Genomic DNA, 24148 nt, shown 5'->3' with positions numbered 1-24148 from the left:
TAAGGAAATTCAAAGACCGAAAACCGAGGTAAGAACAGGATGCAATTCAGTGTCATTATTGAGGGCCCGATAAGCCGCGCTACACCTTCAGAAGAGTCTTTGTCTGAATTAGAGCGTTACTTGAAATCTCTGAAGCGCTCCCCTGAGTTTATAGAGCAATTAAAATCCGGCACCCCACAGGTCGTTAAAGAAAACCTTACCTATAAACAAGCAGAAGTCATCAGTGACCGCCTCATGGAATTTGGCTTAGATAGTGTCATCGATCCACCGAGCAAAACAGATTCAAAATCCGCCACATCATTCTCGCAAACGAATGTAGCAACTAAGAATGTCGTAAAACCTTCTCCACATACGCAACAACACATCTCCCCTAGCAATGAAGGTACGAGCAAATCGGCCCAAACACCGACCAAAACTGCTGAGGCAAAAACACCAGAGCCTGTTATTGCCACGCCCATTAAAAAAGAAGTGGCAACAAGTGCAAACCGCAAAGATAAAAACCAAGCATCGATCAACACAAGAAAAGAAGACATTCCGCAAGCTAAAAATACAGCACCAGTAATCGCAGTTGAAAAATCCGATAAAACATCTCAGATCGAAAACAAGCAGGCCTCTGTGCAAGGCGCTCAAAAAAAAGAACGTCCAAACCAAGAACAAAAGCCAAGCGCGCCAAAAACAATCAACTCACAAAAGCCAAAGACCGATACTGTAACTACGTCTACCCCTAACAATATCGACGACTCGAAAAAAATAGAGCAAAAGAATACTAAATCAAACGTAAAGCCCTGTGCCAATGTAGAGCCAATCATAAAATCTAAAGATAATGACAATACTGAAAAAAAATATTCTGTCAGTGCTGTATTAGCCAAAACCGAAGACAAAACAGATCTGAAAAATAGTGGATCGAATACAACAAACGTCGTACCTATCACTCCAACAAACAATTTAGCCGCACGCAAGCCACTATTAACACAGGCACCAAGTAGTGAAGGTGTTGCTTCAAAGAAACAAAATAGTGTTGCAAATAAACAGCCAAAGAAAACACCGGCGGAATCACCACTAAACAAATCGGCGGAGGAAATTAAGGCGCTGTTTAATCTTGCCAATGCAAAAAACATGGCGATTGAAACGCCAAGATTCAATAGAACCAAGCCTTATGGCTTAGCCGTACTGAGCATCCTAGCTCCCGTCACGTACGCCGCGGGACTTATCATCTCGGGCGTAATTACCTTCAGTATCATTGGATTTGTTTTCGGATTGGTTGCCAAACTATCACCAATGTTAGCAATTATACTTTTACTAATCCCGAGCCTCTTAGTATTGAGCATCATGTCGATACTAAGCATTCCTTTATGGATCAAAACCAAAACTGATTCGCGCTATGTCGACATAAAAATACAAGATGAGCCTAAGTTATTTATGCTTGTCACCGCTTTATGTAAAATTATTAATGTCCCAACGCCTGAGAAAATCCAAGTTGGCTTAGAAGCAAATATCCGCAGTGGCATGTCGGCTAAGCTCAAAGATTTTTTTACTTTTTCTCAAGAACTTCCTGAACGCACTTCGATTCGTATTGGAGCGCCACTATTAGAAAATTTATCGATTAAAGATTTCAGTTATTTCTGCGCAAAGGAATGTGGCCGATTCGCAGATCCCACCACCAGAAGATCGCAGTATATCTCTCAGGCCATATTGAACTGGCTGAACGATTTAAATAATCGCGAGTTCAAGTTATCCGAATACTTAGAGAGAAAAATTGGATTAATTGCCAATGAAAAGCTCAACGACGCGGCGCTGCATCTAACAAATCGAATCAAAAACCTAGAATCTATTGAATCGTTTTTCTTTGGTCACTGCGAACAAAAACTCCTATTTCTGGGCAATACCGAGAAATCCACCGCCGCGCGTTACGGGGAAAAGATCCTTAACGCTCAAGATGCCGCGACTTCACGCAACCGCATTACCGACATAGAAGATGCCACCCAAAGAAGTATCGACGAAATGGTAGCTAACATAGAAAATCGTCGATTTGTGAAAAATATAAGTGAGTTGAGCGCGCATTTTTATCAAAAAAATAAAGCGAACACAGAACAAAATAGAAGCGCTCAATCAGATTTAATCAGTAACAACGGACCCCTTAAAGCACTTATCAAAAACTTGGATCCCGTTTCAGAAAAACTCACTTTAAACTTTTATGAGAGAGAAAACATCGTAGTTTCTTCAGAGTCACTACTAAGTGTTGCCGAACTATTTAAACGCAATAAAACAGACAACAAGCAAGAAAAAATCGCTAAAGAGTATCTAAGCAACTGGCCGCACGGCTTGCAGTTTTGGAAGTTGCCCAAAGAAACATCGATTAAAGATATAGATGAAAATAGCAAAATCACCAAACTTAACAATTGCATAGAAAAGATTCGGTATTTATCGCCAGACCGAGCCCCAGCCTTAGATTATTACTATAAACTCCTAAAACAGCTCACCGAATTAAAAGCGGCAAAGAAAATAAAGTCCTCTGGCAACTCATTTCGTTTTCAGTACTGTTCAGATCCCAGCAATAATCTAGACCGAGAAATAAGAAGCAGAGAGACTAAACTTAAAGAATACGCAGATGATATTAATCTACAAAATTGCGTTATGGGAGAACGTATTGCACTGGGTCTATTACTCAACAAAGACAGCGAAAAATTAAGCACGGTTTTATACACATCGCTTACCAAGCTTCACGCCGTTTGCGAAAAATTAAACATCATAGCGAGAGATGCAGAGGAACTCAGCATATTAAATAACTACAAACCGAAACAAATGCCACAGCATTACCAATTGCATATTCGTGAGCTTACAGAGCGTATTAATGGGAATTGTAAGTTAGTACAGAGAAAACTATCTGATTGTTTGTTTAACTATTACGATAAGAAAAAATTAAGCATTGACGAAATTATTACGGATAGAATGCTTCCATTCTCCGAGCATAGTGCGAATCAACTTTGCATAGATAGAGCCAAAGTTACCTTGTCTACCGTTTCTACTGCTTTTCAACACACTAGTGAAATCGCAGCGAATTTAGCCACAAAGTCAGAAAATCTCTATGGAATTGAAACGGTAAAAAAACTGTGAGGTCCATTTAAATTGGTGCTACACGCAAGGTGAGCACATCTGAATAACTTCCTGCCGGAACAGCACTTAAATCCGCACCCTGGATTTCAACATACACTGCTGCATTATCGCCAGCAACACTACAATTTCTGCTTAAAGGTTGCGACTGGTTCGCAGCCAAAGAAGTTGTTGTCGCTCCGTTTAATAAATAGCTTTCGTTGCTAGCGTCCGATGAGTTGTGAACTTTCACTCGATAATCAATATTATTGCTGCCGCTCACCAGGCTGTATGTATTTGGACTTCCAATATTGTTACTGCCCATTGTCGTAATCGTATAATTAGCGGTGTTGGTATAAATACAAAATGATTCGTTTTGAAATAAACTCGGAGACAATCCATCGTATGTACCCAAATTTATATCGTTTAGTCCGCTAATTTGAATTAACGAAGGAATTTGAATACGCCCTCTTAAATTTTGTTGCGTATCGGACTGTCCGGTTAAATTCCCACCATTGTTTACTCTTCTAGCTTCGATATCCAAACTTACTCTATAGTCACCGGCGGGAACTTGATAAAGGTCTGAGGCTAACAAATCAAAACGCAACTCCGCACTATTGCCCCCAAAAGTGCAGGTTCCAATCTGATAAGTCATGTTATTTGAAAAAACATCAGGGCTTAGAGTTTGTTGTTGATTGGTGAAAAGATCGCGTAATTCCGCATTAAATGGAATAGAAACATTTGAGTTAGAGATGCTGAAGAGTTGAAACGGAGCTGCGCTTGAAGCCGCTGGTGCATTCATTCTTGCGGAAATACGATAATCGTTTGCTCGAAAAAAACCCGAATAAGAAATTATGCAAGCTTGTTGCGACAGCGTTACATCACCCTGTCCATTCCATAAGCCCAAATCAAAATCACTAAACTCGTTTCTAATTTCTAGGGCAGAAAAACTCCGCACCGAATAACACAATAAAAACGAGAGCAAGCAAAGGGAGCAACATGTTTTTCTAATAGTCACGAGTCAACCCGAGAACAAAATAAATTTAACGGTAATAAGCATTCTCAATGATATATTTTTTCACGCCCTAAAAACAAAAAATGCAATCGAGGTTTCTCACCACGATTGCAAAGTGCACCTAACAACAGAGGGGTAATTTATGTAGGCTCAACCAAAACTGTAACCGTATCAGTGTAAGTACCTGCAGGCGTTGATTCCAGATCGCCTGTCGACACATTTACATCTATTGAAATTGGGAATGCGCCATTGCAGGTTACCTGCGCGGAATCAGCGGCAATACTACTCATCTTCGCGCCACTGGTAACCGAACCCACAACCGATGCCCCTGATAGCGCAACGGTGTATGGCAGTAAGTTACCACCAAAAAGCATATTGAAAAGGGTTGGATTCGTTCCACCGACACTATTTTGGTTAGACGAGCTTAGAGTTAAAGCCGCCGTCGCAACTGCTCTATGGTAGATACAAATACCCGTCGAACCCGTACTATCGACTCCTTGGTTATAGGTCATGTTCACATTTTGCTCAACACTAACCTGAACTGTGTCGGGCACATCGACTGAAACCACCGTGGTTCCTGCTGAGGTGGCACCCAAAGTTCCATCAGTAGCGGCCCACGAGCTGGATGCGCTAGCAATGGCTAGTGGAAGAATAAGATAGCGTAATTTCATAACAGCTCCTGAACAAGAATATAAAATCTAGTACTTAATTCGTATATCGCTAGATTAGCGTCTAATACCTAAAGAACAAGCCCTAGCTGTCAACTCCATGACAAACGGACGGTTTCAATCCGTAAGAAGTGGAAATGCGTCAATTTTCAGTCAAATGATGTAGACAAAAGAGAGGTGTTCAGAAGTTGTACGCCAGCAGATAGATTGGAAAGAAGGGAAAAATTACCCAAATACCCTACTGAACGTAATTTGTAAGGGCTGTTTAGACGTGAAATATTATTTTTTATTCTGATGTAAACATTAATGTTTCATCAGTCATTAAGCCTTCATCATGCGCAAAACCAAAATCTAATTACATATGAAGTTTTGAAAGGTAAGTTAAATTCATGTAGTTAATTAGAAATAAGCAAACACAGTTTTTGTAAAACGAAGTGGCAATTAAATTGTTCTGGTAATTTTATTTCCACAAAGATCGGATTTGCTCCGTAGTAAAACCTCGATATTGTAAGAAGCGCATCTGCCGCGCTCGAAATGCGATATCGTCTCCAAGTTCACCAAACTTTTTTAGTGCGGCAGACTTAGCCAAAGACACCCATTCGGGGTTGTGCTGATCCACATAACGGGGGACGTAATCAGCTTCAACTCCACGCTGTTTAAGTTCGTTTAAAATGCGTATAGGGCCTTGCCCTTTCCTCTTTCGCATTCCTACGAAGGCTTCAGTAAATCGTTCATCGCATTGCAGCGCTTCATCAGCCAACTGCTGAACGGCAGTTAAAATCAATTCTGAAGACATTGGAAAACGTCGAGTTAACTTTTGCCGAAGCTCCAAACGTGTGTGTTCTCGCGCAGCTAAAAAAGACATCGCCGCAAACCGCACAGTGCTTATAGTAACGGATACTTCATTTTTTCTTGACCGAGACTCGAAAGAACGATCAACAAATATTTCATCATCCGTATCCATTCCATTTACTGAATGAGCACTATTTAATTTGGAATCTTCAGCAACAAACATAATTACGTCTTTTATTTAGCCTCTAATTCAACAACGTTGCTATCTGTATCGGCATCTTCCTGACCGGCGTCTTTACTTTTATCGCCTAATAACTCAGCGCGCAGTTTATTTTCAACAGCTGTTGCGATATCAGGGTTTTCAGTCAGAAATTTCACAACATTATTTTTGCCTTGACCAATTTTGTTTCCTTGATAACTATACCAAGCACCTGATTTTTCGATTAAACCCTGCTGCACGCCAAAATCTATCAACTCACCCAAAAGGTTAATTCCGTTTCCGTAAAGTATTTGAAACTCGGTTTGCTTAAATGGAGGTGCGACTTTGTTTTTCACAACTTTAACGCGTGTTTCATTGCCAATTACTTCGTCGCCATCTTTAACAGCGCCAATGCGGCGGATATCCAAACGTACGGAAGAGTAAAATTTTAAAGCGTTACCCCCAGTAGTTGTTTCAGGATTGCCAAACATGACGCCAATTTTCATTCGGATCTGATTAATAAAAATAACTAAACAATTAGCATTTTTAATATTGCCGGTAATTTTACGTAAGGCTTGCGACATCAAACGCGCTTGTAAACCAACGTGATGATCTCCCATATCTCCTTCAATTTCTGCCTTCGGCGTTAAAGCCGCAACCGAATCAATAACCAATACATCAACGGCGTTTGAACGTACCAGCATATCAGTCACTTCCAGTGCCTGCTCGCCGGTATCAGGCTGAGATACGATAAGGTCGTCAACATTGACGCCTAATTTTTCTGCGTAAAGAGGATCTAGAGCATGCTCCGCATCAACAAAAGCACAAGTGCCTCCACTCTTCTGCGCTTCCGCAATAACTTGCAAGGTCAGCGTTGTTTTACCAGAAGATTCAGGCCCATATATTTCAACAATTCGCCCTCTTGGTAAGCCACCAATACCCAAAGCGACATCGAGACCTAAAGAACCCGTAGAAATCGCAGGGATCTTGACGTGTTCCTTGTCTCCCATACGCATTACCGTACCTTTACCGAATTGGCGCTCAATTTGGCCAAGTGCAGCTTCTAATGCTTTTTCCTTATTCTGATCCATGGGTCACCTCTATTGTCTTAAAATTTGTTAAATACTATTCGTTTCGAAGAATTATTAATTATTGAAAAGCTGTGCGTTGATTTTCGATTTTTCGAGAGCTTACATGAGTTTTCCTGTATGCGCAAACAGTACTATTGTTTTATACAGGACTTTTTGAAATTAACTCGATTAGACCCATTACGGCCTCAGCAACAGCACTGTGCCGAATCTCTTCTCGGTCTCCAGAGAATTGGAATCTCCTGGTTACAATTTCACCATCTTTAATCGCCCAACTCATCCATACGGTCCCTACAGGTTTTGCGTCTGTACCACCATCCGGTCCCGCGATACCACTGATCGCAACTGCTACATTGGCATTAGCGCCAACCAACGCCCCTTGTGCCATCTGCCGAACAACTTCTTCACTTACCGCTCCCCACTCATCAAGTGTTCTTTCAGAAACCGATAGCAACTTCATCTTTAGAGCGTTGCTATAAGTAACAAAGCCCGCCTCAAACCAATCAGAGCTTCCAGATAAAGTCGTAAAGGCATAGGCCACCCCACCACCCGTACAGGATTCTGCCGCGGTTACAGTCCATTTACGGGCGCGCAAAAGCTGGCTTAGTTGTTCAACAAGATGAAGGATCTTTTGAGGGGAGGACATGGTGCTATAAGGTATTCGAGCAAACCGGTAAGTGCAAGAGCATTAAGGCGGTACCAAGGTAAGTTACAAACGATTTTTTGTGATGGCTTGAAGAGCGTTAGTGTAAATAGAGTTACCTGCAATAAGAGGGAAATATTTCTACTCGATTTGGCTACATGGATTTTTAGCGACATGTGCTTTAAATGCGAGCTCCTATTGTTTTGAACAATTTCTAGATCGATGTGGTTTCGTCATCTTTAGTCCTAAATCTCACTTCTCTGCTATAGGATTCTCACTTTTTTCAAGGTCAATTTTCTAAAACATTAGGTCTGACAACTAAGCACTTTCATCTCAAATGACATCGGGCGGTCGACCCAGAAATAGATCTCGACGTTGTCCATTGAGTCTGTACGAAATTCAAGCTTTTCTATCTTTTCCATTCACCCTCTTCTATCAACCCCCTCAACTTATCTCGTAATGTTCCTAGAGCAAATTCCCAATTCGCTACACTTTTATAAAGAATTGCTACTTCGTGAGAGTTTTATATGCCGAAATCACCAGAAAATAACGTGATTAATACCCAAAAACGAGAAACACTAAGAACGTTGTCGATTAGTGCGATTAGCGCAGCTGCCGCCGTAAAGGCACCCTTTGTGTTTGCACGAAATAAAACACGAGTTCGAGTTCTTGGGACTCATGTCACCCTGCAAGAAGAGTTGCGCACTCAAGCAATGCAAGATCTAGGTATTGAGTTGATTTTTGAGCCAGGCGGCAGCGCTGCGGTTTTGCAGAAAGCGTCGGTGGCGCCGACCTCATTTGATCTTTATGAGCAGTGGTCAAACAGTATCAACGTATTGTGGCGATCTGGCTCAATTCAAGCGATAGACAAATCCCGAATTCAAAATTGGGGGGAAATCAATTCTCTTACAAAAACTGGAAAACTAACCCCGAACGCAAAACTGGGCGCCGGAGATGCTCCATACAAATTATTAAATGTGCAGCCCAATGGTGAACTAGGCCCGGATGAGACCGAACAAATAAGTTTTCTACCCTACGTGCATAATGTCGATTCGTTCGGCTACAACTCCAATGTAATTGAGAAAGGAATTCCATATCAAACTGAATCCTGGGGATGGTTACTGAATAAAGAATATTCAGGTCGGGTCGCCGTCGTCAACGCTCCGACTATCGGGCTGTTTGACTTAGTGCTTGCAACGCAAACTCTTGGCCTTGTCGAGTATGAAGATATCGGCTCATTAACTCGTGCCGAACTAGACAAGCTGTTCAAAATATTAACTGAGTTTAAAAGTGCTGGGCACTTTAGTGGATTTTGGACATCTGTGCCCGAATCAGTCCGCTTTATGTCATCAAAACGCGTGGTGATCGAAAGTATGTTTTCACCAGCGGTATCAGCGTTAAATGGTGAAAATATCCCAGTCGTTTATGCTGCGCCGAAAGAGGGTTACCGAGGCTGGCATGGCGTAATGTGCATGTCCTCGGCCACCGAAGGCAGTGTAAAAGACGCCGCTTACGACTATATGAATTGGTGGTTATCAGGTTGGCCCGGTGCATTTATTGCCCGTCAGGGATACTACATCTCTAACCCTGAACGATCAGCGAATTATCTCAGCTCCGAAGAATGGGATTATTGGTACCAAGGAAAAGCTGCTACGAAAGCCTTGCATGGAACAGATGGAAAGATATCTGTTAAACCTGGAGAAATCCGTACCGGTGGAAGTTACGAAAAGCGCTTTAGTAATGTCGCAGTCTGGAATACCGTCATGCCAACCTACGAGTACAGCTTGCAAAAGTGGTATGAATTCATAAGCAGTTAGCAACAGAATTATAGAATGTTTAAATCATTAAAAACGCAGATACTTGTTGTCATGGGGGCGATGGTCATTATTCTGATCATTCAAACTTCGTTAACAAGAAGCAGTCAACAAACCATCGTAGCTAGCTATCAAAAATCCAGTAGCGCTTTAATCGAAGTTCGTTTAGTTCATGAACTTGAACGTGACGTTCTTGATTTACAGCGGAATGTATTGATTTATAAAGATACCGCTAGCGAATCTGCACGGCTTAAGTTTCAAGAGTTAATGCGCGGCGTTGAAGAAAAAATTTCTCTATTTGACCTCTCACTACTAGAGAATAATTCAAGCGATTTTCAAACGATTATAAAAAGTATGCGGGGTCACCTTAAGGATTACAAAAGTAATTTTGAAAGTGTGGTAGCAGGCCGCAGCCAAACGCGACAACTGACAGAGCACCTTATCGCCGACAATTTCACCACGATCCAAAATATTTTAGAAAACGCTTCTAGGGATTGGCTAGAAGCAAAATATTATTTAAGTGAGGCAAAAAATAGCTATCAAAACTATTTAATACAACCGGACCATTTCAATATCAATGAATTTAATCAGTGGCATTCGAAATTTGCTGAGGTTATTAGTTTCGACGAAGGACTAAATACGGAATTGCTGCCTATGGCGAACGATTTACAGTCGCAGGTTATCAAACTATCTCAGATAACTCGGGGCTATATATTTCTAGTTAATGTCGTTATGGCGGGATCAGCCAACGAATTTTTCTATCTTACCCAAGAACTATCTCAGCGGGTTTCGAAAATTCAGAACGATCAAATTCTCGATTCATTGTCAGCAGCTAAAACCTCGCAAAAATTAACCGACATTGTCGCCATGGTATGTATGTTGATTGCAATTTTCATTGCGATTGTCGTAATACGTCGAGTGATCTTACCTATTAGAAAAATCACCGATGTATTTAATCGTCTTTCAAATGAAGAGGAAATTGATAAGATTCCAGAACGAAATCGAAATGATGAAATTGGAGAATTGTCTAAAGCAGCAAGTATTTTTCATGCTAAAAACCAACAAACAACTCGCTTGCTAGAAGAGTCTACCGCAATGTTCAAACAGCAAGAACTGCTCAACAAAGAACTCGCGAAAGAAAAAGACAGGGCCGAACTTGCAGCAGAATCGAAAAGTATGTTTTTAGCTAACATGAGTCACGAAATTCGTACACCAATGAACGGGATAGTTGGGTTGATAAACCTCGCACTGAAAACAAACCTAGATACCTTACAACGCGGCTACCTAGAAAAAGTGTCCTATTCTAGTCAAATTCTCATGGGCGTAATCAACGACATTCTAGATTTTTCAAAGATAGAAGCTGGAAAACTCGATATCGAAAGTATCGAGTTCGAAATCGACGAACTAGTTGGTAGTTTTATCGCGTTAATGCACACACATATCGAAGACAAAAAACTAGACTTTCGCGTTGACGTTATGGACCAAGTACCAGCTCGTATAATTTCAGATCCTTTGCGCATCAACCAAGTAATGCTTAATTTGTGCAGCAATGCGATTAAATTTACCGAGCTCGGGAGCGTAAAAGTTGTTATCGATTACTCCAATTCTACTGAAGATAAAAATCAATATCTGACAATTGTGGTGAGCGATACGGGTATCGGGATGAGCAAAACCAAACTCAACACGATATTTGATGCTTTTGCTCAAGCAGATGGCTCGACCAGTAGAAAGTATGGTGGTACCGGCTTGGGCTTGGCGATAGTAAAACAACTAACGGAATTAATGGGTGGCTCGATCACCGTCGATTCCGAGCCAGATGTCGGGAGTCGATTTGAAGTTCGCTTTAGGATTGAAAATACTGAAAAAGAAAAACTGCATAAGCCAATTTCTCCACAGCCCGTGGCAATCAAGTATCTCTCAAAAGTAGATAGCAGCTTGATTAACAACAATGTATTGCGCGAGAAAGCAATAATCGCTGATATTATAGAGCCGGAAATCTATATAAACAGTAATATATTAAATAATCGAGAAACGATATTAATAGATACCCCTCATCAAAAACCCAAAGAAATTTATCTATCTATTATAGAAAAACTAAATAAATTTGAAAAAAATATTGGCGTAATCCTTCCAAGATCCGAAAAGAATTCTATCGACGAAAACAAATTGCTAGGTGATGAAAAAACTTTATACTATCCATATACCCCACAAGAATTAGATAACTTTCTCAAAAATATAATTGATATTCCATACACAGATGAGAATACAAATACGAAGTTGGATATTGGGGCATGTAATAACAATCAAAATCGATTCTCCGGTCGCGTATTACTCGTCGAAGACAATGAAATAAATCAATTAGTAGCTAGTACGATGCTGGAAGATTTTGGAATAGAAGTCCATCTAGCAGAAGATGGAAAACAAGCCGTCGATAAATTTATTGAATTTCAAGACTATGATTTAATCCTTATGGATATCCAAATGCCGGTGATGGATGGTTATGAGGCAACAATAAAGCTTCGGTCAGCTGGCTATACTGATATCGCTATTTGTGGTCTGAGTGCGAACGCGATGAAAGAGGACTATGAAAAAGCAGGTCAAGCCGGGATGAATGATTATCTCACCAAGCCTATCGACGAAGGTGAGTTGATAAACCGCTTGGATAAGTACTTACCTAAAACTGAAAATGTAAACTCGTAGGTCTTTATCAATGCCTACTTAATCTCAATTTTTAAAATGGGAACGAAAAACTTCACAATAGCGACGACACCATCGCTATATCATAACCGAGTAATTTCTTTTAATACTCGAATTTAATACTAACCTACGACACACTATTCACTACTACACAACTGCCTTGCATAACGATTTATCTAATTATATTTGAGACATATTGGGCAAATTTTTTCTAATAACTTAGCTCGCAACCGTTCAACACATACATTTTATGTTAGTTTTTGGCTGGCCGTTGTAGTTCAGCAACATCGACAAGATCAGAAAGCCTAGTATTTAGAGGATCGAAGAACGGGCTACCCTCCAACTGCCTTAAGAGATGGTTTTTGAAGGCCCTAGATCTGTTTGCCGGAGATACCGATAAAGTAGTCAACCTTAAAAACTTAAAGCCATCACAAATAGAGATTGGTGCCCATGCGCCTTTTAATTCTGCGCAGAGTTCTGTCGAAATTGGCATTGAGGAGTATTTAGCACCCACTAAACTACCGGCGGGAATGACGACCTTGTTGATCACTAGGTCACGAACGGTAATACACGAATGTGAATCGCCGATGTTTATTTTCTCCACCATTAGAACTTGGCCGGCGTTATCCGTAAGCACATTAATAAGTCCTTGCCTTCGTAAGTAATTTCCCGCAAATTCCAAGAAATATCGTTCCGCTTCTGGACAGGTTCCGACGGCAATATCCGCAGGAGTAAATGGTAGCGCTGGAGACTCCTGAAGAATTTTCGTACTTCCTAGAATAGACAGTATCAAATTCACAATAAGACGGCTTTCTTCCAGTCTCAACTCTTGAGGCAAGTTCTCGAGCGCGCAAAGTTGAGAAAACAAAGCTCGGTTTAGAGAGTTGTGAATTGGTGCTTGCCCCAGTACACACCGGATTTCACTGATACTTCGCGGTGAGCGGCCCGATATGATTTGAGCTTCATTCATCAGCGCCAGAATATTATTTTGACCAGCCTCCGAAAACAAAGCCAGGTCTTGGTCAACGCCTAGACCGCGCGAACTATTTATAAATTTCGCTAAAAAGCGACCAGCTTGGGTGAACCCGCAACCACGTCGCGGTCTTTGATGCTCTGGATCCTCGTTCAACATCGAAACTAATGTTTTATGCAAAGGAAATCCGATTAACTGAAAGGCACTAACGACTTCGTGAATATTTTTATAATCGCTTACAACCGCGGCTAACATGCGCTCTAGCTTCCGCTTTAAAACAGTTTTCTGGAAAGTCCTGCGCCGATCAGGTACACACAAAACACCTTCTCGACGCAGGCGGTTTTACTGCCTTTGGTTAAATTAAGCGGCAATATCAACAGTTTTTTCGTACTCTTTTAACTGCGCACGTGCCATTGCTAGATTTGCTTGCGAGCGATTTAAGGCAAGATAAATGAAAACCCCGTCGTTAGTTTCCAAAGGACGAATAAGGTGATAATGCTTACCTAAAGTAATAAGAATGTCTTCAATTCTATCTTTGAGCTTCAAACTCGTCATGGTTTTGCGTTTAGCTCGCACTACTTCACAGTTCCCCGCTGCGGCTATTTCGAGGTTCATACCGGAACCACCGCCGATGGTACCCAGGCACATCCCACTTTCGGAATCGACCACCGCAGCTCCAATAAATCCATCTATATTTTGAAGATTTTCAAGTTTAATTGTCATGATGTTACCCTTTTTAAATTAGTTGTAAAAGATGAAATTAGTTTGCTGACTCAAACGATAACGGCTAACAAATAGATCAGTCGAGACGCAGTGTTCAGATTTTTCTGATCATCACAATTTAGTCTAGAAGCTATTGTCAAACATCATAAATTATTTTTTAACAAATTATGAAATAGTCTAAAAACCTAAATATCTATACAAACGAATACCAATAAAATAAAAAATAAAAACCGATATTTTTCTATCTGAAATTTGATAGTACTTTTTCGATTCAACAATCAATATCTTTTATCGTTTCTGACAAACGGCTTATCGAAATGCGCAAACTCGCAATATTTATAGTTTTGTCTGCCGACATAGCCAGAACAAAATCATTGTTATTCATATTAAAAAGTACAAAACAGACATTTCCTTCATCAGCCTCGATGAAGGTACTTTTAAACTCCTTCGAAAGAATTTGTTGCGTTATCGCGCTACTAACCGAACACAAGGTACTGGCCGCTGCTGCCATAGTGTCTGGGTCAAATGATTTTTTATTGCGCGAATAATTATGGATAGGGAAACCGTCAGCAGTCGACAAAGAAATTACTTCAATGCCAGTGCCTTCTTCCGCCCACCTATCGAACAACTCAACCAAGCCTTGAACGAGTAACTCATTGTCTTCCATTGATTTCCTCTTCCTCAAAAGCTAGATGATCGTAAAATTCTGCGTCATTACATGGACAATTATTAAGGGCGTTGAATAGGTCCAACAACACCAACGAAGATTCAATATTTCTCGGATCTACAGGAATAACCGGCGCCATCACCTCATGCTCGAACAATATGGTTTGCACATTTCCACACAAAGCATCTAAAATTTCGTCTGGAGCTTCTTCACAGTGGCTAATTCCAACAACTACAGGTAAATCATTTTCTATCGGTTTAAAAAAGTTAAGCAGTGTATCTATCGCATCGGCATTAAGATCTTCACCGTACTTAACTAGGATTAACAGGCCCCACAAACCGTTCTTGACCATTTCCCACAGCATTGAAAAGCGTTTTTGTCCAGGTAACCCATATAGGCCCAGAGCGACATCGCTATCTAATGACAATCTCCCGTAGTCAATTCCCACTGTGGTAAATTCCTTCCCTATGTCGACAGAAGATCTCGCCTCGGTTGCAAACGGGGATATTTCACTGATGACACGAATGAATTCAGTCTTACCTGCGCCGACTTCACCGACAATTGCGAGCTTTTTATAAATAGGATCCATTAGTACCCTTTAACTTCTATGTTTTGACGCTTTTAAGAAATTCTTTAACACCGTGCTAAAACGGTCTACACCAGCAGATTGCTTTGGTTTTGGTGGGCCACCCTTGATTCCAACTAAATTTGGTTTACTTATGGTTCGGTGTTTCTTAAGAATTCCCAACTTATTCAGATCATTCAAATATTTATCGAGCATCCCGTTTGAACTAAAGATTCCCAAGGCCAAAAGTTCCTCATAGGGCTGTGGACGCCGGACGAGGCGCGCGCAAATTTTTATGAGCTCTCCGTTAAGCTTGATCAAACCTGGTGTGGGCCAACTGTTAAGCGACATTGCATAACCCGAAAACTCCGATGTCTGTGTTGAAGTGTCATCAGATAGCGTCACTGTTGGTTCTGTTTTTACAGGCTTTTTTTTCAATGTAACTTCTGCTGATTTTGTGCTTGTTTGACTTGGAGGAAGGAAACACTTCATCCTCTCTCTGTCTAACTCTGATTTCAAATCAAGATCGCTTCTCAAAATCGATTTTAGTTTTCTCAAAAATGTCAACTGCCCTTTTAAGTCCTCTCGTAACACTTTTATTCCCCAGCTACTAAATTTAGGCTCGGAGATTTCACTTTTGTGAATAAAACTAAAGTCGTTAAGCCGTTTATCTTGGCGAATCTTGAAAACTATTTGACCAACCTCAATCGAATCTCCCTCCATAACCAGCAGAACAAAATTATTTGACACTAAAAAAGAGCCAGTAATTTTGTGGTCACTGTTATAGTTGACGGTTAAATTATATATATCAATAACATTTGAGGAAGCTGAGGACTCATCCGCAGAGGGCAAAATGGTACTTAAACAAGCAACTCTTTTCATTATTTAACAACTTGGAAGTAATATTTCTGTATGCCACTGGCTTATAAATGGCTGCTTTTCAGGAATTATTAATTCACTATAGCGTAAATAATAATTTGACATGCTTATGTTCAAGATTATTTTTAATGGTTCAACGACATAATGATTCGGTTTGGTTATTGAAATTATAAATTTTCTCGCTAACGAAAAATAAATTTTAAGCTGCGATATAACTAAGTGGTAGACGGAGATAAAAATTTTATTATTTTTTGAATGTAAAAATCACGAAATTAAAAAACAACCTTGTTTATCCATTCATTCAGTTTTATCGACTAGGATTTCGATTCTAAAAGTAAATAAAATAATTAACGCCAAAAACTCTTCTCGACAAAACTTTCTACCTTTGGTGCAACACTGGAGATTTTTGAGAAACACAATTTCATTGCCGCCAACGGGAAGATCGCATATAGCTTTGTCGTCCAGCTCATTTTTTTGAAACCCAATCTGCATTTAAGGCTCAGCGCAATTTAACATCAGCCTGGGCCTATTCTCCGTCAAGGGAAATTTGCATAGTGGAGGGTTCGCTGGGGATATCCCAACAATGATAAATCTAAAAATATATTAAAAATTAGGTAGATAAACACAGTACATAAGGGTGTTCTCAATAGGCTAGTCGCGGAGTCTCACTGGCTGATTCGGTGGAGAAAATGCCGATATCCGTCAGGTGCTGGTCCAGTCATTCGAGTTAAACTTTTATCTTTAAGGCTGGTGATTTATTTGGGTCTCAACTCATCTTCCCGTAGAATACCCCGCTGCCTTTTCACCGTTAGCAAAACAATAAAATGTTATGAATCAAAAAGTTAAATCTCCCGAAACTCACACGCCAATGATGCAGCAGTTCCTGCGCATAAAATCTGAGCACCCTAATGAGCTCCTTTTTTATCGTATGGGGGATTTTTACGAATTATTTTTTGACGATGCCAAAAAAGCGGCGCGTCTTCTCGATATTACGCTAACCGCGAGAGGGAAATCGAACGGTGAACCCATCCCAATGGCTGGGATCCCCTATCACGCCGCTGAAGGCTATCTTGCTAAGCTAGTACGCTTAGGTGAATCGATTGCGATCTGTGAACAAGTTGGCGACCCAGCAAGCAGTAAGGGACCCGTCGAACGGCAGGTTATGCGCATTGTTACACCGGGAACACTTACCGATGAAGCTTTACTCGACGCAAGTAAAGACAATTTACTGGTCGCGATTTTCAGTCATGATGATATTTACGGCATAGCACACTTAGATGTCGGCAGTGGTCGCTTTCAAGTACTAGAAACCCAGGGGCATGATGGTCTAATGGCGGAAATACAGCGCCTGGATCCCGCCGAAATTTTGGTCCCAGACGAATGGCAAACCACTGAACCACTGTTGAAGCGTCGCGGAATTCGTAAGCAAGCCCTATGGAATTACGATAAAGACACGGCGAACAAGTTACTCACGCAACAATTTCAAACAAAAGACTTATCAGGATTCGGTTGCGAACATTTAACCGTAGCAATTTGTGCGGCAGGTTGCCTACTTGCCTACACGCAAGAAACACAGCGCGCTCAGCTGCCTCACATTAGAAAATTAATTCACGAAAACCGCTCACAAACTGTCACCCTCGATGCGGCGACGCGAAAAAATTTGGAAATAGATACCAATCTTTCCGGAGAGGAAGACAACACCTTATTTTCTGTGCTGAATAATTGCGCCACAGTGATGGGCAGCCGCTTATTACGACGTTGGCTACATCGCCCACTGAGGGAACTAACGACACTTCAAGATCGCCAAGAAATAATTTCGAATTTGAAACACAACTACCGCTTCGAACCCTTTCATGAAGCACTAAAAAATATTGGTGATCTTGAACGAATTCTTGGTCGTCTCGCTCTGCGTTCGGCGCGACCTCGTGATTTATCGCGCTTGTGCTCATCCATTGCGGTTTATCCTCAACTACAGAATTTACTCGCCGAGTTAAATACTAATTTGTCCAACACGCTAGCGAAAAGTATTTCGACTTTTCCTGAGCTTGTCGATTTATTACAAAAAGCGATCATAGAAGCCCCACCAGTGTTAATTCGCGATGGCGGCGTTATTGCCGAAGGTTATGATTCAGAACTCGATGAACTTCGCAACATTAGTTCGAACGCCGGACAGTATCTAATTGATTTAGAAACACGAGAAAAAGAACGTACGGGGATTTCAACTTTAAAGGTAGGTTACAACCGTGTGCACGGATATTATATTGAAATTTCTCGCGCACAATCCGCTCAAGCACCGGTGGAATATATCCGTCGACAAACCATTAAAAATTCGGAACGCTACATCACGCCTGAATTAAAAGAATTTGAAGACAAGGCTTTGTCCGCGAAAAGCCGTGCCCTATCGAGAGAAAAAGCGCTCTACGAAGAACTGCTTGAAAAACTCAACGAATATCTAGTTGTTTTACAAGATTCTGCGGCAGCGGTTTCAGAGCTTGATGTACTAACAAATCTGGCAGAGCGCTCCTACACGATGAAGTTTTGCCAACCCACCTTGAGCGAAGCACCGGGTATCACTATCGAAGCGGGACGCCACCCCGTTGTCGAACAAGTCATTGACAGTGCGTTCATACCCAATGATTTGGTTTTCGACACCGAGCGGCGCATGCTCATTATCACCGGTCCTAATATGGGCGGTAAATCGACCTATATGCGACAAGCAGCCTTGCTGACCTTACTCGCACATATCGGCAGCGATATTCCTGCGAGCAAGGCCACTATTGGAATGGTCGATAGAATTTTTACGCGTATTGGTTCTTCAGATGATCTCGCTGGTGGCCGCTCGACCTTCATGGTGGAAATGACGGAAACCGCAAATATATTACATAACGCAACGGATCGTAGTTTAGTTTTGCTCGATGAAATTGGCCGCGGCACCAGCACTTTCGACGGTCTTTCCCTTGCTTGGGCCTGTGCAGACTACTTAGCCAAAGAAATCAAAGCGCTTACTCTATTCGCCACGCATTATTTCGAAATTACCAGCTTAGCTGACAGCATACCTGGGATCGCTAATATCCATCTTGATGCGACCGAACATAACGACAACATTGTCTTCTTGCACCAGGTCAACGACGGCCCTGCGAACCAAAGCTACGGGCTCCAAGTCGCCAAACTCGCCGGAATTCCTTCTGGAGTACTAGCCAAAGCACAAGAGCAACTCCATATTCTGGAATCTGAGAGCGCCAAAGACTTCTCCAGGCGAGAACTAAGTCAAAACCAAGGCAACGAAGAGCGTAACGCTAAGATCGCTCCTAGCCCAGCTACAATGCCTTCCCCGCAAGCACCACAGCAGTCCGAACTGTTTACCGCGCCAGCTCCACATCCAGCTGTTTCAATTCTTGAGACACTAGATGCAGACGAACTGAGCCCAAAACAGGCCCTGGAAAAGCTCTACGAGCTGAAAGCCATTCTCAAGAAAAGCAAACCCTAGGGCGGGCCCAAACCTTGGAAATCGTCAAAATAGACTCCAGCTATAAGCATATAAGCGCGTAGCCCTTTAACCGGGAAAAATTTCTGCTAGAATGCGGCCCTATTTTTCGACATGCCAATTCGAACGCGGCCCTACCATTAAGTAGTTTCGTCATCACTCGATCGGCAATTTGATTAGTCCGCTTTAAAAATTGGAGCCTTAGACATGACCTTTGTAGTGGGAGATAACTGTATCAAGTGCAAACACACCGATTGCGTGGAAGTTTGCCCTGTTGATTGTTTTTATGAAGGCCCCAACTTTTTAGTTATTCATCCGGATGAGTGCATTGATTGTGCGCTTTGCGAACCTGAGTGTCCTGCCAACGCAATTTTTTCCGAAGACGAGTTACCAAGCGACCAAGCGGAATTCTTAGAATTAAATGCTGAATTAGCTGAGGTTTGGCCAAACATTACAGAGAAAAAAGAAGCACCCGCAGATGCTGAAGAATGGGATGGCGTTGAAAACAAACTACAGTATTTAGAAAGATAAGCGCGTTCCGATTCTCCAATACAAAATAAAAAAGCCGCATTTAAATGCGGCTTTTTTATTTGTAGCGATTTTATTAAATAAAACAATATATTAAATCGTAACTCTTTTTTACTTCTACAGGTGCAGCTTGGACTTTAATTTGTGAGCTTCAATCAAACAAAACTATTATTAAGCCTTTAGTTATGACATTACGCCAAATAAAGACTCACCGTTTAATCCTTGCTTCTCTAATATATCCCGTAAACGTTTCAATGCTTCAACTTGAATCTGACGAACTCGTTCACGAGTTAAGCCAATTTCTCGGCCCACTTCTTCCAACGTGCTCATCTCATATCCACGCAGACCAAATCGTCTAGCCACAACTTCCCGTTGCTTTTCAGATAACTCACCTAACCAACCATCAATGCTTTCGCTCAAATCGCTGTCTTGCAATAAAGTTTCTGGATCAGAAGCATTTCGGTCTGGAATGGTATCAACTAAAGATTTATCGGATGAAGAACCAATGGGTACATCAACCGAGGTAACTCTTTCATTCAAACCCAACATCCGCTTTACATCATCGACAGGTTTATCAAGTAAATCTGCGATTTCTTCTGGGCTAGGCTCATGATCAAGCTTTTGTGTTAATTCTCGCGCAGCACGTAGATAAACATTTAACTCTTTTACAACATGAATAGGTAAACGAATCGTTCGCGTTTGATTCATGATCGCACGTTCAACAGTTTGTCTAATCCACCAGGTTGCGTAGGTAGAAAATCTAAATCCTCGCTCTGGATCATATTTTTCAACCGCGCGAATCAATCCGAGGTTTCCTTCTTCAATAAGATCCAGCAAAGCCAAACCACGATTAACGTAACGTCGAGCAATCTTGACTACCAAACGTAAGTTACTCTCGATCATTCGTTTACGGGAAGCCTCTTCACCTTTCAGAGCTCTGCGCGCGAAGTAAACTTCTTCTTCAGCACTCAATAAAGGGGAGAATCCGATTTCGTTTAGATAGAGCTGAGTAGCGTCGAGGTTTTTCTGGAATTTTTCTTCTGTTTCAACAAAGCGTGTATCCGGTTCCGGAGAGTCCGCTTCGTCTTTGATACTTGCTGTTTTCTTCGTTTCGATCGTTGTATCTGTGCTTATATCTTCAATTTCGCTTGCGTCTATTTCTTGCAATATACAAATATCTTCGTCTTGAAAGCTTTGCGCTTCTCTCATTTGAACTGTCATGGTGTTAGCCCTGTGAGTAATCTGTTTATTTGTATGAGGTGGGAATCACTTTGATCCGACCTAACTAATTACAATTTCGACTCTGTCCATGCATTTTTCATGACACTGAGGGTTTCACGAACCCTTGTCCGGAATTTCACGAATTCCAGCAACGCAAAAAAAACTCATGGCAGTCAAGCTTAGCTTTCTCATCGACGAGGTAGAAACCGCAGTGGATCGACCGGTTTACCGTCATGACGTATTTCAAAGTGCAGCTTATCGTTATTGGTACCACTGGATCCTATTTCGGCAATTTTCTGTCCAGCTTTAACGCTATCCCCTTCAGCAACAGTAAGTCGCTGATTATGCGCATAGGCACTTAGGTAGTTATCGTTATGTTTCAGTATTAATAAATTGCCGTAGCCGCGTAGTCCGTCTCCTGCATAAACTACGGTACCTGCAGCGGCAGCAAAAACAGGTTCCCCCTTTTTTGCGCCGATATCAATACCGTTATTTAAGGACTGCGGCCCCGAGAAAGTTGCGAGAAGTGTGCCATTAACAGGCCACTGCCATTCCAATCGAGTTTTTTGAATACGTGGTTTTATTGGGACTGGTGGTTTTTTTGGAGGATTACTTGAACGATTAATGACTGGGCTATTAACCGCGGTCGACTGAATTTTAGGGCTTGGAACTTGAGTTAAATCAAGGTTCAAACGCTGCCCCGGGTGTATGGTGAATGATTCACCGATATTATTCACTAGCGCTAGCTTTTTAGCGTCTAAATTGTATCGCCAGGCTATTGAATAAAGGGTTTCGCCACTCGCAACCGTGTGGGTTTGAATGCGGTAACTAGGGGGTTGATCAAGCTTACTTAGAGGTGCTGTGTAGGGTGGGCTACCACAACTGACCAAGCAAAAAGTGGTTAAGATCTTGAACACGTTATTCGTTCGCTTAAAGCTCATATTTTCTTCGTATGCCTGATCAGTCAGCTATCGACAAGTAGAATATTTAACCAATGATATATTTATATATAAATAAGTAATGTTTTTATATGAAATATTCGTCTAATGTTTTTTTCCGACTTGTCCAAAAATTTGACGCAAATAACGCTTTTACCGACTTTACCCAATTTATTTTTGACAATTCTGGATTTGTCCACCAAGGATCACTGACTTTTTTCGGCAGAAAGTTCCAAAATGAAGACGATTACAAAGCCAAACACAGCGGCTATGACTGCAAACATTATCTGCGGTTCCTGCCCTACCAGGCTTACATAGTCATACGGAGACACCAACTCTTTAACCAGTGGCACTGTGTCGCCATGACGATCGACTGAACTGACAATAGTATGCTGCCAAGGCCAAAGAAGCTTTAAGGATCCAATTAAAAAGCCAATCAACACTGCAAGCGTCGAATTGTAATAATGGTGTAGAAGCCAAGATAAGAGGTGAGAGAACAGCAGTAGACCCACCCCCGCTCCAACTGCGAAACTTCCGAGCAACAACCAGTTAAATTCCGCGATCGCTTGGTACATCACCGTGTGCAAGCCGAATAGAAACAATATAAACATCCCCGAAATACCAGGCAGGATCATCGCACAAATGGCTACCGAGGCCGCAATCATCAGAATCCACCACTCACCGGGTAAAGATGGCGGCCTTATTAGCGTCACACCTACAGCGACTAACACGCCGCAACACAAAGCTATTATCTCTTGCCAGCGCCAGTGACTTACTTGACGAAGGATGTAGACAATCGACGCGCACACCAAGCCAAAGAAAAAAGCCCAGACCAATATTGGATAATGATCCAAGCAATACAAAATCAACTTAGAAAAACTGACAATACTAAAAAGAATTCCTCCAAACAGCGTAAGCAAGAAATTTCCGTTAATGTGAGCCCACGCCGCTTTAGGCCCGCTTTTAAAAAGCAGCCCTAGTGCAACAAAATTAATATTGCGCAGGGAGTCGAGAAATTCCTGATAGATACCTGAGATAAGCGCTATGGTGCCACCTGATACGCCAGGTACAGAATCTGCTGCACCCATAGCCATGCCCTTTAAAAAAAGGAGGATAGTTTTACGGAATTTATTGGCAAGCATAGGCTTCCTTGGCTTGAATTTAGATTTGAACTGGTCTCACGTAACATTACGAATAGAATATTTTTGCGGAATTGGATTGGTTTAATAGGAGCCGAAAAATTCAATCATAAAATAGACAGTTAAAACCAGTTATTAAAATAACAGTGTGGCATTTTGTTTAACGGCTTAGGCCAGATAATAATGGTACAAACTTAACTGGCTCCAAAATTTTTGAGATGAAATTATCACTATCGCCTTCGCGAATAACTAAGGTTAACTGCTGAGTGACATCACCGACAGGAATCACCAGCGCTCCATCCGGCGCTAACTGCTTTAACAATTCTTCCGGTACTTCTCGCGGAGCAGCAGTACTAATTATCGCAGAAAAAGGCCCCTTTTCCGCCCAGCCAAAACCACCATCCGCGTGATTTAAATAGACATTTCTTAAGCCGAGTTTACGCAAACGAGATCGCGCTTTTTCCTGCAGGGGTTTAATTCGTTCGACGCTATACACCTCGGGAAGAAGTTGCGCCAATATTGCGGTTTGGTAACCGGACCCGGTACCAACTTCGAGAACTTTTTTAGGACTATTCGTCGCCGCTAGAATCACTTCTGTCATCCTGGCGACAATGTAGGGTTGAGATAAGGTTTGTCCGTAGCCAATGGGTAAGGCGCTATCTTCATAGGCGCGATGAGCCAAAGCTTCATCGAGAAACATATGTCTTGGTGTCTCTCGAATGATATCCAGAACTTGACTGTTGCTTATGCCCTGTTCCCGCAAGCGATTAATTAGGCGGAGTCTAGTTCGCTCTGACGTCATACCGACGCCGGCAATATTTATTTGGCTCACGCGATTCACTCCCCAAAATATTTTCAAACAGTCGCTATAACTACATCGAAAGCGACCATACACAACCGAACAAAAAGTTTTCTAACACAAAGTGTTACGTATTATTAATATAATCGACAATTAAATTGCGCAAGTTCAGTAACAACTAGAACTACCAGTTCCACCATGCCTTATTAAAACTACGCACTCAACA

General features: G+C 41.6%; 20 protein-coding genes. 5 read left to right on the top strand and 15 right to left on the bottom strand.

Features of this window, described 5'->3' with window-relative positions; genetic code table 11:
• Positions 1-39 precede the first annotated feature (39 nt).
• Entirely contained in the window at positions 40-3114 is a 3075-nt protein-coding gene (locus ACYUCY_RS16830) for a hypothetical protein (protein ID WP_460227692.1), read from the top strand.
• A 7-nt stretch (positions 3115-3121) separates the two neighbouring features.
• Here the strand turns inward: ACYUCY_RS16830 and ACYUCY_RS16825 are convergent, their stop codons facing one another.
• The 5 genes from ACYUCY_RS16825 to ACYUCY_RS16805 form a co-directional block, all read right to left on the bottom strand.
• The gene (locus ACYUCY_RS16825; RefSeq protein WP_460227691.1) at positions 3122-4048 is read right to left on the bottom strand and encodes a Csu type fimbrial protein; all 927 of its coding nucleotides are present in this window, start codon (positions 4046-4048) and stop codon (positions 3122-3124) included.
• A gap of 197 nt (positions 4049-4245) precedes the next feature.
• Positions 4246-4776 carry a hypothetical protein gene (locus tag ACYUCY_RS16820; RefSeq protein ID WP_460227690.1) on the bottom strand — a complete coding sequence of 177 codons (531 nt, stop codon included), beginning with the start codon at positions 4774-4776 and terminating at the stop codon, positions 4246-4248.
• Between the two features lie 457 nt (positions 4777-5233).
• Positions 5234-5788, bottom strand: coding sequence for a regulatory protein RecX (locus ACYUCY_RS16815; protein WP_460227689.1), 555 nt, complete (start codon positions 5786-5788; stop codon positions 5234-5236).
• Positions 5789-5799: 11 nt separating this feature from the next.
• Complete coding sequence (gene recA, locus ACYUCY_RS16810) at positions 5800-6855, bottom strand: recombinase RecA (RefSeq protein WP_460227688.1); 1056 nt, start codon at positions 6853-6855, stop codon at positions 5800-5802.
• Between the two features lie 139 nt (positions 6856-6994).
• Positions 6995-7498 carry a CinA family protein gene (locus ACYUCY_RS16805; RefSeq protein ID WP_460227687.1) on the bottom strand — a complete coding sequence of 168 codons (504 nt, stop codon included), beginning with the start codon at positions 7496-7498 and terminating at the stop codon, positions 6995-6997.
• 524 nt (positions 7499-8022) lie between these two features.
• Between ACYUCY_RS16805 and ACYUCY_RS16800 the strand changes: the two genes are divergently transcribed.
• Positions 8023-9312, top strand: coding sequence for an ABC transporter substrate-binding protein (locus ACYUCY_RS16800; protein ID WP_460227686.1), 1290 nt, complete (start codon positions 8023-8025; stop codon positions 9310-9312).
• A 15-nt stretch (positions 9313-9327) separates the two neighbouring features.
• Complete coding sequence (locus tag ACYUCY_RS16795; protein ID WP_460227685.1) at positions 9328-12009, top strand: ATP-binding protein; 2682 nt, start codon at positions 9328-9330, stop codon at positions 12007-12009.
• Between the two features lie 250 nt (positions 12010-12259).
• Here ACYUCY_RS16795 and ACYUCY_RS16790 read toward each other — a convergent pair whose 3' ends face one another.
• The 6 genes from ACYUCY_RS16790 to ACYUCY_RS16765 form a co-directional block, all read right to left on the bottom strand.
• Positions 12260-13234 carry a hypothetical protein gene (locus ACYUCY_RS16790; protein ID WP_460227684.1) on the bottom strand — a complete coding sequence of 325 codons (975 nt, stop codon included), beginning with the start codon at positions 13232-13234 and terminating at the stop codon, positions 12260-12262.
• A gap of 105 nt (positions 13235-13339) precedes the next feature.
• Entirely contained in the window at positions 13340-13702 is a 363-nt protein-coding gene (locus ACYUCY_RS16785) for a hypothetical protein (protein ID WP_460227683.1), read from the bottom strand.
• Between the two features lie 271 nt (positions 13703-13973).
• Positions 13974-14369: a roadblock/LC7 domain-containing protein gene (locus ACYUCY_RS16780; RefSeq protein WP_460227682.1), complete on the bottom strand. Its 396-nt coding sequence runs from the start codon at positions 14367-14369 to the stop codon at positions 13974-13976.
• Positions 14356-14958 (bottom strand): GTP-binding protein, encoded by a 603-nt coding sequence (locus ACYUCY_RS16775; RefSeq protein WP_460227681.1) that lies wholly within the window; start codon positions 14956-14958, stop codon positions 14356-14358. The genes ACYUCY_RS16780 and ACYUCY_RS16775 overlap by 14 nt, the downstream gene beginning before the upstream one ends.
• 9 nt (positions 14959-14967) lie before the next feature.
• Positions 14968-15816: a BLUF domain-containing protein gene (locus tag ACYUCY_RS16770; protein ID WP_460227680.1), complete on the bottom strand. Its 849-nt coding sequence runs from the start codon at positions 15814-15816 to the stop codon at positions 14968-14970.
• Between the two features lie 294 nt (positions 15817-16110).
• Positions 16111-16305 carry a hypothetical protein gene (locus tag ACYUCY_RS16765; RefSeq protein WP_460227679.1) on the bottom strand — a complete coding sequence of 65 codons (195 nt, stop codon included), beginning with the start codon at positions 16303-16305 and terminating at the stop codon, positions 16111-16113.
• A 337-nt stretch (positions 16306-16642) separates the two neighbouring features.
• On the opposite strand from ACYUCY_RS16765, the gene mutS reads away from it, so the two are divergent.
• Positions 16643-19300: a DNA mismatch repair protein MutS gene (mutS, locus tag ACYUCY_RS16760; protein WP_460227678.1), complete on the top strand. Its 2658-nt coding sequence runs from the start codon at positions 16643-16645 to the stop codon at positions 19298-19300.
• A gap of 204 nt (positions 19301-19504) precedes the next feature.
• Positions 19505-19828: a ferredoxin FdxA gene (gene fdxA, locus ACYUCY_RS16755; protein WP_460227677.1), complete on the top strand. Its 324-nt coding sequence runs from the start codon at positions 19505-19507 to the stop codon at positions 19826-19828.
• Positions 19829-20008: 180 nt separating this feature from the next.
• Here the strand turns inward: fdxA and rpoS are convergent, their stop codons facing one another.
• The 4 genes from rpoS to ACYUCY_RS16735 form a co-directional block, all read right to left on the bottom strand.
• Entirely contained in the window at positions 20009-21046 is a 1038-nt protein-coding gene (rpoS, locus tag ACYUCY_RS16750) for an RNA polymerase sigma factor RpoS (RefSeq protein WP_460227676.1), read from the bottom strand.
• A 188-nt stretch (positions 21047-21234) separates the two neighbouring features.
• A complete protein-coding gene (locus tag ACYUCY_RS16745; protein ID WP_460227675.1) occupies positions 21235-21987 on the bottom strand; it encodes a peptidoglycan DD-metalloendopeptidase family protein in 753 nt (250 codons plus the stop codon).
• A 203-nt stretch (positions 21988-22190) separates the two neighbouring features.
• Positions 22191-23126 carry a DUF368 domain-containing protein gene (locus tag ACYUCY_RS16740; protein WP_460227674.1) on the bottom strand — a complete coding sequence of 312 codons (936 nt, stop codon included), beginning with the start codon at positions 23124-23126 and terminating at the stop codon, positions 22191-22193.
• Positions 23127-23283: 157 nt separating this feature from the next.
• Positions 23284-23925 (bottom strand): protein-L-isoaspartate(D-aspartate) O-methyltransferase, encoded by a 642-nt coding sequence (locus ACYUCY_RS16735; protein WP_460227862.1) that lies wholly within the window; start codon positions 23923-23925, stop codon positions 23284-23286.
• Positions 23926-24148: the final 223 nt, after the last annotated feature.

The organism is Aurantivibrio infirmus (genome assembly GCF_054767315.1).
The sequence above is the reverse complement of the archived record's forward strand: the minus strand, read 5'-3'. Positions and strand labels throughout refer to the sequence as shown.